This is a genomic window from Paraburkholderia guartelaensis, assembly GCF_004353905.1.
Taxonomy (GTDB): Bacteria; Pseudomonadota; Gammaproteobacteria; order Burkholderiales; family Burkholderiaceae; genus Paraburkholderia; species Paraburkholderia guartelaensis.
In genome coordinates, this window is record NZ_SMOD01000023.1 from 61,799 (window position 1) to 73,699 (window position 11,901).

An 11,901-nucleotide genomic window follows, 5' to 3' on the forward strand; every position below is an offset into this window, starting at 1 on the left:
AGCCCGGCTTGCCAGTGAGCCGAGCGCCCGGTTCCGCAGCGTGCGGGGGCTTCAAGGCCGTGTGACGCAAGCGGCGCCTCGGCCGGCCAGGTGGCCGGTGAAAATCAAAAGAGGAGACAGTCAAGTTGCATTCCGAACCACTCATCTCTTGAGCGTCTGCGGCCGGTAACCGGCACGCGGCCCGCGCGCATCTAATGAAAAGCACGCGCGCGCGGCACTCCGGCGCCCGTCCGTCCAGTGTTTTGCCTGTTTTGCCTGTTTGACCAACCACCGCACCCTGGCGATCAGGGGCCAATCGTTTTTTGTTCAGGTGTCTGGAGGAGATAAGCAATGAAATTCCGCGCGATCATGGGCGCCCTGTGCGCAGCAGGTCTGTTGGGCGGCGTCGCCACGGCGCAAGCTGCCGAGTCTCTCGAAGTGCTGCACTGGTGGACTTCGGGCGGCGAATCGAAGGCCGTCGGCGTGCTCAAGGACGACATGACGAAGCAGGGCTATGTGTGGAAGGACTTCGCGGTCGCCGGTGGCGCGGGCGCGGCGGCAATGACCGCACTGAAGACCCAGGTGATCTCGGGTAACGCACCGACGGCCGCCCAGATCAAGGGGCCGCTGATCCAGGAATGGGCTGACCAGGGCGTGCTGGTGAACGTCGACTCCGTCGCCGGCGACTGGAAGGCCAACCTGCCTCCGCAAATCGACAAGATCATGCACGCCGACGGCCACTACGTTGCAGCGCCGTTCTCGGTGCACCGCGTGAACTGGGTGTGGATCAACAAGGCAGCGCTCGACAAGGTGGGCGGCAAGGCGCCGACCACGTGGCCGGAATTCTTCGCGCTGGCTGACAAGATGAAGGCCGCAGGCATCCAGCCGGTCGCCGCTGGCGGCCAGCCGTGGCAAGACCTGACGCTGTGGGAAGACGTGGTCCTCTCGCAGGGCGCGGACTTCTACAAGAAGGCGCTCGTCGACCTCGACCAGAAGACGCTCACGTCGCAGCAGATGGTCGGCGTGTTCGACACGGTCCGCAAGATCGAGTCGTACATGGATAACGGCCGCACGGGCCGCGACTGGAACCTCGCCACGGCCATGGTCATCAACGGCAAGGCCGGCATGCAGTTCATGGGCGACTGGGCCAAGGGCGAGTTCGCGAACGCGAACAAGCAGCCGGATACGGACTACGTTTGCGCAGCAGTGCCGGGCACGGCAAAGGCCTACACTTTTAACGTCGACTCGTTCGTGTTCTTCCAGCAGAAGGGCCAGAAGGAAGCAACGCCTGGCCAGCTCGCGCTCGCGAAGACGATCATGAGCCCGGGCTTCCAGGAGCAGTTCAGCCTGTACAAGGGTTCGATTCCGGTTCGTCTCGGCGTGGACATGAGCAAGTTCGACGCATGCGCGAAGAAGTCGTACGCGGATGAGCAGGTCGCGATCAAGGCCGGCGGCTATGTGCCGTCGCTCGCTCACGGCATGGCTCAGCCGGACGCTACGGCCGGTGCGATCACCGACGTCGTGACGAAGTTCATGAACTCGAACCAGGATTCGAAGAGCGCGGTGGAAGCGCTCGCGAAGGCTGCGAAGACGAAGTGAGCAAAGTAGGTTAGTGCTGTAAGACGGGGGGCGCCACACGTGGCGCGCCCCGGGCATGACGGTTCACCCTCTGAACCCCATCATCGTGCGGAACCCGTTTTCGCACCGTACCAGGAGTTGCGCAGTGACTGCTTCTCTTAGCGGCAACGGCAAGGCGGCCACGCCTGCTACCCGCCGCGCGTCGCCGATGGCGGCGCTCGCAGACCGCTGGATTCCGAAGCTGGTGCTTTCGCCCAGCATTCTGATCAGCCTCGTATTCGTCTACGGTTTCATTCTTATCACCGGTTATCTGTCGCTCTCCAATTCGCGACTGATGCCGCGCTATGAATTCGCGGGTCTCGACCGCTATCGCGAGCTGTTCGCGAACGACGTCTGGTGGACGTCGGCGCAGAACCTCGGATGGTTCGGCATCCCGTTCATCGCGATCTGCGTAGGGCTCGGGCTGTTCCTCGCGATCCTGCTCGACCAGCAGATTCGTCAGGAAGGCGCGCTGCGCGCAGTGTTCCTCTATCCGATGGCGCTCTCGTACATCGTGACGGGCACGGCATGGCAGTGGATCTTCAATCCGGACCTCGGCATTCAGCAGGTGATGCACAGCATCGGCTGGACGAGCTTCCATATCGACTGGCTCAACGACCCGGACAAGGCCATTTTCTGTATCGTCGTCGCCGCTGTGTGGCAGTCCACGGGCTTTTGCATGGCGCTGTTCCTCGCCGGCCTGCGCGGTGTCGACAGCGAAATCTTCAAGGCGGCCCAGGTGGACGGCGCAACGCTGCCCACGATCTACCGCAAGATCGTGATTCCGAGCATGCGTCCGGTGTTCTTCTCGGTGCTGCTGATCCTGTGCCACATCACGATCAAGACGTTCGACCTCGTCGTCGCCTTGACGGCCGGTGGTCCGGGCACGTCGTCGTCGCTGCCGGCCATCTTCATGTACACGTTTTCGTTCAACCGCGGGCAGCTCGGCGTCGGCGCAGCTTCGTCGATGATGATGCTCGCCACCGTCGTGGCCGTGCTCGTGCCGCTCATGTATCTGGAATCGAGGAGCACGCGCAATGCAGCCTAAGATGAACGTGAGCCGCGTGGTCATCTATGCGGCGCTGATCCTGTTCGCGTTGTACTTCCTGTTCCCGCTCTACGTGATGCTGTCGACGTCGTTCAAGTCGCTCGACCAGATTCACACGGGCACCATGCTCTCGCTGCCCACGAGCCCGACCTTCGCGCCGTGGATCAAGGCGTGGAGCGAAGCCTGTACCGGCGTGCGCTGTGACGGCATGCAGCCGTTCTTCATGAACTCGGTGAAGATGGTGATTCCGGCCGTGCTGATCTCGTCGATCATCGGCGCGTTCAACGGTTACGTGCTTACGCACTGGCGCTTTCGCGGCGCGGACGCGCTCTTCACGATGCTGCTGGTGGGCTGCTTCATCCCGTTCCAGGCCATCCTGCTGCCGATGGCGCGTCTCGAAGGCTTCCTCGGCCTTTCGAACACGATCGGCGGTCTGGTGCTGGTGCACGTCGTGTACGGCATTGCGTTCACCACGATGTTCTTCCGCAACTTCTACGTGAGCGTGCCCGCAGAACTCGTGAAGGCCGCGCGCATCGACGGCGCCGGTTTCTTCATGATCTTCACGCGCATCATGCTGCCGATCTCGCTGCCCATCTTCATGGTGTGCCTGATCTGGCAATTCACGCAGATCTGGAATGACTTCCTGTTCGGTATCGTGTTCTCGGGTGTCGATTCGATGCCGATCACGGTGGCGCTGAACAATCTCGTGAACACGTCCACGGGCGTGAAGGAATACAACGTCGACATGGCCGGCGCGATCATCGCCGCGCTGCCCACGCTGCTCGTCTACGTGATCGCCGGCCGCTACTTCGTGCGCGGTCTCACGGCGGGCGCGGTGAAGGGCTAACTGCGCGACAGAACGCGCATTCGATTAAAGGATTCATAGCATGGCAAGCCTTTCCATTCGCGACGTCTACAAGACCTACCCGAACGGGGTGCCCGTCCTCAAGGGCGTCAACATCGACATCGAAGACGGCCAGTTCCTGATTCTGGTCGGCGGCTCGGGCTGCGGGAAGTCGACGCTGCTCAACATGATCGCGGGTCTCGAAACCGTGACCAAGGGCGAGATCATGATGGACGGCAAGGTGGTGAACAACCTCTCGCCGAAGGATCGCGATATCGCGATGGTGTTCCAGTCGTACGCGCTCTATCCGTCGATGACGGTGCGCGAGAACATCTCGTTCGGCCTGAACATCCGCAAGGTGCCGAAGGCCGAGCAGACGCAGATCGTCGATCGCGTGTCGAGCATGCTGCAGATCCAGCATCTGCTCGACCGCAAGCCGGGCCAGCTTTCGGGCGGCCAACGTCAGCGCGTCGCCATGGGCCGCGCACTGGCGCGCGATCCGATCATGTTCCTGTTCGACGAACCGCTCTCGAACCTCGACGCCAAGTTGCGTATCGAGATGCGTTCGGAAATCAAGCTGCTGCATCAGCGCGTGGGCAAGACCATCGTCTACGTGACGCACGACCAGATCGAGGCAATGACGCTCGGCGACCGCATCGCGGTCATGAAGGACGGCATCGTGCAGCAGTTCGGCGCGCCGCAGGACATCTACGACTCGCCGTCGAACCTGTTCGTCGCGGGCTTCATCGGCGCGCCGCCGATGAACTTCATCGAAGGCAAGCTGGTGGAGCAGGGTTCGGGCATCGGCATCGAGCTCGACACGGGCGTGGCGCGCAACGTGCTGAACCTGCCGTTCGACGCGAACAAGGTGCGCGGCCATATCGGCCAGAATGTGGTGCTGGGCCTGCGCCCCGAGCGCATCACCGACGCGCGCAGCTCGCACGACGGCCACGGCCACGAACTGCAGCGCCACGCGGTGCAGGTCGATGTGATCGAGCCGACCGGTCCGGACACGCTCGTGTTCGCGCAGGTCAACGGCAAGCGCATCGTGAGCCGCGTGCACCCGGGAGCGAATCCGCAGCCGCTCAACAACATGGATCTGCTGTTCGACGTTTCGAAGGCCGTGCTGTTCGACCCGAAGACGGAAGCACGTATCGCCTGATCTTCGTTCACCGGTTTGTCCGGTGCGATAAAAAAACCCCGTTCGCTGCGCAAGCAGCAACGGGGTTTTTTCATATCGACACGCCGATGACGGGTTCGGTCAGGGTGCGTGTGAATGATGCTGTCCGTGCCCGACCGGGTGCGGCTGCAACAGCACGAGCACGGCGCCCGCGCCGCCGTCGTGCGGCCGCGCCTGGCAGAACGCGATGACTTCTTCCTTCTGCACGAGCCACGCGCGCACCTTGCCCTTGAGCACCGGCTCCTTGCCGACGGAGCCCAAGCCCTTGCCGTGGATCACGCGCACGCAGCGCAGTCCGCGCTTGCCCGCTTCACGGATGAAGTTCTGCAGCGCCTCGCGGGCTTCCTCGCGGCGCATGCCGTGCAGGTCGAGTTGCGCCTGCACGATCCATGTGCCGCGCCGCAGCTTCTTGACGACTTCCTCGCTCACGCCGGGGCGGTGGTAATAAAGCGAGTCGTCGGTGTCGAGAAACGCTTCCGGGTCGAATTCGTCGGAGATCGCTTCGTGCAGCACGGCCTGCTCGTCGAGCCGCGTTTGCAGCGGCAGCGGCACGGGCGCTTCGCGGCGCGGCAGCGCGCGCGCAGGGTGCTTGAGCGGCGCGATCTGGCCGATCTCGCGGCGAAAGAGGTCACTGTCGGCGGCGGCTTCGACACGCGCCGCCTGCGCGGCCACGCGTTCGCGCTCGCGCTGGCGGGTTTGCACCTTGAGCGCGTCGCGCAGGCTGCCGAGGCCGGCGAAGCCGGAGGCCGTCTTGCCGGGCGCCGCTTCGTCTGCTGCGGGAGCAGGCGCGGGCGCCGGATCAGGGCGAGCCGGGGCGGGGCGCCTGGGCTCGCCCGGGTGGGGCACGTTCTTGGGCATGACGAAAAACGCTGGGTAAAGCTGAGCTTGCCCGGTTTAGCGGTCGGCTTCGGCGCTCATCACGTGCGCCTGGCCCAATTCGTTCACGGTCTCGAGGTAGCGCTGCGCGTCGAGTGCGGCCATACAGCCCGTCCCTGCGCTCGTGATCGCCTGGCGATAGACGTGATCCTGCACGTCGCCGGCCGCGAACACACCCGGCACGCTCGTGCCGGTCGCGTTGCCGTTCAGGCCGCCGTTCGTGATGATGTAGCCATTCTTCATCTCGAGCTGGCCTTCGAAGATGTCCGTGTTCGGCTTGTGGCCGATCGCAACGAACAGACCCTGCAGGTCGAGCTCGGTGGTTTCGCCCGTCTTCACGTTCTTGATGCGCAGGCCGTTCACGCCGCCTTCGTTGCCCTTCACTTCGTCGAGCACGTGATCCCACTTGATCTCGACCACGCCTTCCTTTTCCTTCTCCAGCAGGCGGTCGATCAGGATCGGCTCGGCGCGGAACTTGTCGCGGCGGTGAATGACCGTGACCTTCTTCGCGATGCCCGAGAGGTAGAGCGCTTCTTCAACGGCCGTGTTGCCGCCGCCGACCACGGCGACGTGCTGGTTGCGGTAGAAGAAGCCGTCGCAGGTCGCGCAGGCCGAGACGCCACGGCCCATGTACAGCTCTTCGCTCGGCAGGCCGAGGTATTGCGCCGACGCGCCGGTCGCGATGACGAGCGAGTCGCAGGTGTACTCGCCCGAGTCGCCGATCAGGCGGATGGGCTTTTCGTTCAGCTTGGCCGTATGGATGTGATCGAACACGATTTCCGTGTTGAAGCGCTCGGCGTGCTCGAGGAAACGCTGCATCAGTTCGGGGCCTTGCACGCCGTTCGGATCCGCGGGCCAGTTTTCGACGTCGGTCGTCGTCATGAGCTGGCCGCCCTGGGCCAGGCCGGTGACGAGCAGCGGCGAAAGGTTCGCGCGCGCCGCATAGACGGCAGCCGTGTAGCCGGCGGGGCCGGAACCGAGAATCAGGACTTTGGCGTGTTTGGTTGCAGACATGATCGAATTCCGTAGAAAGACGCTGCGTGGCGCGTAAGGTCGGGCGCCCGGCTGAGGGCCGCCCGGCTTTGCGGCGGGGCTCACGCAGGTAGTTGGGCATCAGCCCGCAATTATAAAGGCGGGGGGAGTTCACCGCTCGATGAAGCTTCTTCATCGGCGCGATAGCCCGGGCTTCAAGGCGGCCCGCGTATGGCCCATGCGAGGCGGCAACACGGGTGCGGCGCGGCCGGATGTCGCGCTGTGGCGCTCACACAGCGTTGTCAGTTACCGTCATTTACAGCGAGGGGGCGCCGGGGCCGAAACAACGCGTTTACAATAGGCCCGATCGGACGACGGCGGCCGCGCCCGTCTGCCCGGGGTTTCGGGCATACGAAAGGACTGGCGGACCGCAAACGCATCAAGAATCAGCCCAGGATTCAATGGCCAAAGCTCCCTTTTCCGCGCAGGCGCAGGCATTGCCTCACCGCATGTCGCGCCTTTTCACCGAAATTCGCTGGATCCTGCAGGTCGCGCTAGGCGTGTTCCTGCTGATGGCGCTCATCAGTTACAGCCGCCACGACCCGAGCTGGACACACGCGGCTCAGGTCGACCACATCTCGAACTGGGCGGGGCGCGTCGGCGCGCGCGTCTCGGACATCCTGCTGCTCCTGTTCGGCCTGTCCGCCTACTGGTGGATCGTGCTGCTCGGGCGCCTCATCTCGGCGAACTACCAGCGCATCACGCGCCACGAAGCGATTCCCGACGATGACGACGACAAACCCCGCGACATCAGCTGGGTCGCCGAAGCCTTGTCGTTCGTGCTCGTCATGCTGTCGAGCTGCGGCATCGAAGCGCTGCGCATGTGGTCGCTCAAGGTGCAACTGCCTCAGGCGCCCGGCGGCGTGGTCGGCGGCGCGGTTGCGCGCGGCGTTTCGCACGCGCTCGGCTTCACGGGCGGCACGCTCGCGCTCCTGCTCGCGCTCGCTATCGGCCTTTCGCTCTATTTCCGCTTCTCGTGGCTCTCGGTTGCCGAGAGGGTCGGCGAATACATCATCAATGTCGTGACGATGGCCAAGCTGCGCCGCGAAGCGGGCCGCGACCGCAAGCTCGGCGAAGCGGCGGCCGTGAAGCGAGAAGGCAAGGTCGAGCGCGGCCGCGTGAAGATCGAGGAACACGAGCCGGTCACGATCGTGCCGCCGGTGGTCACGCCGCAGCGCTCCGAGCGCGTCGAGAAAGAGCGCCAGGTGCCGCTCTTCAAGGACCTGCCCGGCGATTCCACATTGCCGGCAATCTCGCTGCTCGACCCGGCTTCGGCCACCCAGGAAACCATCTCCGACGACACGCTCGAATTCACCTCGCGTCTGATCGAGAAGAAGCTCAAGGACTTCGGCGTGGACGTGGCCGTGGTGGCCGCGTATCCGGGCCCGGTCGTCACGCGCTACGAGATCGAGCCCGCCACGGGCGTGAAGGGCAGCCAGATCGTGGGTCTTGCGAAGGATCTCGCGCGTTCGCTCTCGCTTGTCTCGATCCGTGTGGTGGAAACGATTCCGGGCAAGAATTTCATGGCGCTGGAGCTGCCGAACCAGCGCCGCCAGACCGTGCGTCTTTCGGAAATCCTCGGCTCGGCAGTTTATGCCGACGCGTCTTCGGCGCTCACCATGGGCCTTGGCAAGGACATCGGCGGCAAGCCGGTTTGCGCCGATCTCGCGAAAATGCCCCACCTGCTCGTGGCCGGCACGACCGGCTCGGGCAAGTCGGTGGGCATCAACGCGATGATCCTGTCGCTGCTCTACAAGGCGAGCGCCGAGCAGGTCCGCATGATCCTGATCGACCCGAAGATGCTCGAAATGAGCGTCTACGAGGGCATTCCGCATCTGCTCTGCCCGGTCGTGACCGACATGCGTCAGGCCGGTAACGCGCTGAACTGGACCGTGGCCGAGATGGAGCGCCGCTACAAACTCATGAGCAAGCTGGGCGTGCGCAATCTCGCGGGCTACAACAACAAGATCGAAGAGGCGAACAAGCGCGAGGAGAAGATCCCGAACCCGTTCAGCCTCACGCCGGACGATCCGGAACCGTGCCAGAAGCTGCCGCATATCGTGGTCGTGATCGACGAACTCGCCGACCTCATGATGGTGGTCGGCAAGAAGGTCGAAGAGCTGATCGCGCGTATCGCACAGAAGGCGCGCGCCGCCGGCATCCACCTGATTCTCGCGACGCAGCGGCCTTCGGTGGACGTCATCACCGGCCTCATCAAGGCCAACGTGCCGACGCGCATGGCCTTCCAGGTCTCTTCGAAGATCGACTCGCGCACGATTCTCGACCAGATGGGCGCCGAATCGCTGCTCGGCATGGGCGACATGCTCTACCTGCCGCCGGGCACGGGTCTGCCCGTGCGCGTGCACGGCGCGTTCGTCGCCGACGACGAGGTGCACCGCGTCGTCGAGAAGCTCAAGGAGCAGGGCGAGCCGAACTATATCGAGGGCATTCTCGAAGGCGGAGTGGGCGGCGAGGGCGACGAAGGCACCGCTGCGGGAACCAGCGGCACCGGCGACGAGTCCGATCCACTGTATGACCAGGCCGTCGAAGTGGTCATCAAGAATCGCCGCGCGTCGATTTCGCTCGTGCAGCGGCACTTGCGCATCGGCTACAACCGCGCGGCGCGGCTGCTCGAACAGATGGAGCAGTCCGGGCTCGTTTCGGCGATGTCGTCGAGCGGCAACCGCGAGATCCTCGTGCCCAATCGCGGCGACGCCGAGTAAGCCACGCCAGGCCGCCGCGCGCCTTGGCAATGGCCCGGCAACGGCTGCGGCTGCGGCAACCCGGCGGCCAAAGACACACCTCTTGGAGAACGATAGATGCAGTATCCGGCTGGACTTCCGACCCGCTTTGCGCGCACCGCGCGCCGCGCGCTTTTCCTTGCGCTTGGCGCGTCGGTCCTGATGGTCTCGCAGGCGTATGCGAGCGGCACCGATCAACTGAAGCAGTTCGTCTCGCAGGTGCACGCCGCGCGCGGCAGCTTCGTTCAACGCGAACTCAAGGCGCCCTCGGGCGCGAAGAACGCCAGCGACGCCATCGCCACGGCCACGTTGAACGCCAAGACTTCGAGCGGCACGTTCGTGTTCGCGCGGCCCGGCAAGTTCATCTGGTCCTATGAAAAGCCGTATCAGCAGCTGCTGCAGTCGGACGGCGACAACCTCTACGTCTACGACAAGGACTTGAACCAGGTGACCGAGCGCAAGCTCGGCGGCGCGCTCGGCGCGAGCCCGGCGGCGATCCTGTTCGGCAGCAACGATCTCGACAAGAACTTCACGCTCTCCGACGCGGGCGTGAAGAACGGCATCGACTGGCTGGAGCTGATTCCGAAGTCGAAGGACACGCAGTTCAAGAGCGTGGGCATCGGCTTTCGCGACGGCAACCTCGAAGCCATGGAACTGCACGACGTGTTCGGCAACGTGACGCTGCTCACGTTCTCCAACATCGAGAAGAACCCGTCGCTGCCGCCTTCGACCTTCAAGTTCGTACGCCCGCCAGGCGCCGATCTGATCACGGGCGGCTCGAACTAAAGCCGTTCACTTCGCGTACCACGTAAAAACGGGCGGCCCATTGCGGACCGCCCGTTTTTCTTTATGCGCAGTGGCCTCTCAGGCCGTAAAGCGGATCACGCCGTCCGCGCCGGTCGTGCGCGTGACCTTGCCCGCGAGCCACAGCAGGTTCAGGTGCGCGAGCGCCTCACCCATCGCGAAGGTCATCTGATGGATGTCGAGTTCGCGCTTGAACATCATCGGCACGATGTCGGCGGCGCTTTGCGGCGCTCGCTCGCATGCTTCGATGACTTCGGCAAGACGCGCGTCATGGTGCGCGCGCAACTGCGCGATACGCGTGCGCACGCCGCGAAACGGCTTGCCGTGCGAGGGCAGCACGAGCGTGTTCTCGGGCAGCGTTTCGTAGCGGCCGAGCGATTCCAGGTAGAGGCCGAGCGGATTGCCTTCCGGCTCCATGTCGAACACGGAGACATTGGTCGAGATGCGCGGCAGCACCATGTCGCCGGAGATCAGCACGCCGGTTTCCTCGCAGAACAGCGCGCAATGCTCGGGCGAGTGGCCGTAGCCCGTGATGACGCGCCAGTCGCGCCCACCGATCGCTACCGTATCGGCTTCGCGCAGGCGGCGGTACTGCGTGGGCAGCGCGGGTACGAGGCTGCCGTAATAGCCGCGGCGGTTGCGCAGCTTGTCGAGCGACGCTTCGTCCGTGAGCCCGTGACGCGCGAAATGGCGCGCGGCGCCTTCGCCGCCCGCGTTCGAGCCGTCGCCGGCCGCCATCACGCGGGCCTGCATGTACTCGCCGAGCGTGGCCCACAGGCGCACGTCCCAGCGCGCTTTATCCCCGCCCGCGCAAATCCAGTGCGCAAGGCCGATATGGTCGGGGTGGCAATGCGTGACGAGCACGCGCAGCACCGGCAGGCCTTCCAGCTGGTTCTCGAACACGGCTTCCCAGCGGGCCTTGATGGTGTCGTTGGTGATGCCGCAGTCCACGACGGTCCAGCCTTGCTGGCCGTCGATCTCGTCGCGCAGCAGCCATAGGTTGATGTGGTCGAGCGCGAACGGCAGCGGCATGCGCAGCCATTTCACGCCGGGCGCGACGTCGAAGGCGAGGCCGGGCTCCGGCAGGGTGTCGGCGTAGGGATAGTCGAGCTGATGTTCGAGGGCGTTCATTGTGGGTGTCTTCTCCTGTCGACCAGAGTTAGCGCTTTAGCGCTTGCTCCGGCCCCATGCATAGCGGTCCCGTGCAAAGCGGATCTCGTTGTCGCAGGTTGCGTAACCGCGTACTTGACGATAACGTAAACGTCGATTCTATCGTCCCTCGCGCTGTCGTGCAGACAACAGCCGGGCCAGCCGCCTTTCGCACACCATGACGACCCAGTACACGATTACCGAACTCGCCCGGGAATTCGACGTGACGCCCCGCGCGATCCGCTTCTACGAGGACCAGGGGCTGCTCGCGCCGAGCCGCGAAGGCGCGGGTGGCCTGAAGCGCGTCTTTTCGGGGCGCGATCGCACGCGGCTGAAGCTGACGCTGCGCGGCAAGCGCCTCGGCTTCACGCTCTCGGAGATCCGCACGCTGCTCGACCTCTACGAGTCGCCGACCGACACGCTCCCGCAGCTCCAGGCGTTCCTCGACACGGTGGTGCATCACCGCGAGATACTCGAGCGCCAGCGAGCCGACCTCGACGCGACGCTCGAAGACCTCGCGCAGTACGAGGCCCAGGCGCGCGCGCTGCTCGACAGGAATGCGGCGCACGAGAGCGCGGCGCACGAACGCGACGCTCCCGCCGCCGCTCGCGCGAAACGCTGACGCTCGCGC

10 protein-coding genes are annotated in these 11,901 nt (G+C 64.6%); 7 read left to right on the forward strand and 3 right to left on the reverse strand.

Annotation, left to right across the window (positions count from 1 at the left end):
- Positions 1-330: 330 nt before the first annotated feature.
- From E1N52_RS26805 to E1N52_RS26820, 4 genes are all read left to right on the forward strand, one after another.
- Positions 331-1,578, forward strand: coding sequence for an ABC transporter substrate-binding protein (locus E1N52_RS26805; protein ID WP_133185821.1), 1,248 nt, complete (start codon positions 331-333; stop codon positions 1,576-1,578).
- Between the two features lie 124 nt (positions 1,579-1,702).
- A complete protein-coding gene (locus E1N52_RS26810) occupies positions 1,703-2,644 on the forward strand; it encodes a carbohydrate ABC transporter permease (RefSeq protein ID WP_133185822.1) in 942 nt (313 codons plus the stop codon).
- Positions 2,634-3,491, forward strand: coding sequence for a carbohydrate ABC transporter permease (locus tag E1N52_RS26815; protein ID WP_176732845.1), 858 nt, complete (start codon positions 2,634-2,636; stop codon positions 3,489-3,491). Before E1N52_RS26810 ends, E1N52_RS26815 begins: the two co-directional genes overlap by 11 nt.
- Positions 3,492-3,531: 40 nt before the next feature.
- Complete coding sequence (locus tag E1N52_RS26820; RefSeq protein ID WP_069262714.1) at positions 3,532-4,650, forward strand: ABC transporter ATP-binding protein; 1,119 nt, start codon at positions 3,532-3,534, stop codon at positions 4,648-4,650.
- Positions 4,651-4,749: 99 nt separating this feature from the next.
- On the opposite strand, the gene E1N52_RS26825 is transcribed toward E1N52_RS26820, so the two are convergent.
- Together E1N52_RS26825 and trxB are read right to left on the reverse strand one after the other, a co-directional pair.
- Positions 4,750-5,526: a Smr/MutS family protein gene (locus E1N52_RS26825; RefSeq protein ID WP_133185823.1), complete on the reverse strand. Its 777-nt coding sequence runs from the start codon at positions 5,524-5,526 to the stop codon at positions 4,750-4,752.
- Positions 5,527-5,562: 36 nt separating this feature from the next.
- A complete protein-coding gene (gene trxB, locus E1N52_RS26830; RefSeq protein ID WP_133185824.1) occupies positions 5,563-6,558 on the reverse strand; it encodes a thioredoxin-disulfide reductase in 996 nt (331 codons plus the stop codon).
- Between the two features lie 419 nt (positions 6,559-6,977).
- Here trxB and E1N52_RS26835 point away from each other — a divergent pair, with 419 nt between their 5' ends.
- Both E1N52_RS26835 and lolA read left to right on the forward strand, forming a co-directional pair.
- Positions 6,978-9,299 (forward strand): DNA translocase FtsK, encoded by a 2,322-nt coding sequence (locus tag E1N52_RS26835; RefSeq protein WP_133185825.1) that lies wholly within the window; start codon positions 6,978-6,980, stop codon positions 9,297-9,299.
- A gap of 96 nt (positions 9,300-9,395) precedes the next feature.
- A complete protein-coding gene (gene lolA, locus E1N52_RS26840) occupies positions 9,396-10,103 on the forward strand; it encodes an outer membrane lipoprotein chaperone LolA (protein WP_133185826.1) in 708 nt (235 codons plus the stop codon).
- A gap of 78 nt (positions 10,104-10,181) precedes the next feature.
- Here lolA and E1N52_RS26845 read toward each other — a convergent pair whose 3' ends face one another.
- Entirely contained in the window at positions 10,182-11,252 is a 1,071-nt protein-coding gene (locus E1N52_RS26845; protein WP_133185827.1) for an MBL fold metallo-hydrolase, read from the reverse strand.
- Between the two features lie 196 nt (positions 11,253-11,448).
- On the opposite strand from E1N52_RS26845, the gene E1N52_RS26850 reads away from it, so the two are divergent.
- Complete coding sequence (locus E1N52_RS26850) at positions 11,449-11,892, forward strand: MerR family transcriptional regulator (protein ID WP_133185828.1); 444 nt, start codon at positions 11,449-11,451, stop codon at positions 11,890-11,892.
- Positions 11,893-11,901: the final 9 nt, after the last annotated feature.

Excerpts from the sequence above, each read along its gene's own strand:
- E1N52_RS26815 (WP_176732845.1), top strand. The coding sequence starts at position 2,634 with ATGCAGCCTAAGATGAACGTGAGCCGCGTGGTCATCTATGCGGCGCTG.
- trxB (WP_133185824.1), bottom strand. The coding sequence starts at position 6,558 with ATGTCTGCAACCAAACACGCCAAAGTCCTGATTCTCGGTTCCGGCCCC.
- E1N52_RS26835 (WP_133185825.1), top strand. The coding sequence starts at position 6,978 with ATGGCCAAAGCTCCCTTTTCCGCGCAGGCGCAGGCATTGCCTCACCGC.
- E1N52_RS26805 (WP_133185821.1), top strand. The coding sequence starts at position 331 with ATGAAATTCCGCGCGATCATGGGCGCCCTGTGCGCAGCAGGTCTGTTG.
- E1N52_RS26820 (WP_069262714.1), top strand. The coding sequence starts at position 3,532 with ATGGCAAGCCTTTCCATTCGCGACGTCTACAAGACCTACCCGAACGGG.
- E1N52_RS26850 (WP_133185828.1), top strand. The coding sequence starts at position 11,449 with ATGACGACCCAGTACACGATTACCGAACTCGCCCGGGAATTCGACGTG.
- E1N52_RS26825 (WP_133185823.1), bottom strand. The coding sequence starts at position 5,526 with ATGCCCAAGAACGTGCCCCACCCGGGCGAGCCCAGGCGCCCCGCCCCG.
- E1N52_RS26845 (WP_133185827.1), bottom strand. The coding sequence starts at position 11,252 with ATGAACGCCCTCGAACATCAGCTCGACTATCCCTACGCCGACACCCTG.
- lolA (WP_133185826.1), top strand. The coding sequence starts at position 9,396 with ATGCAGTATCCGGCTGGACTTCCGACCCGCTTTGCGCGCACCGCGCGC.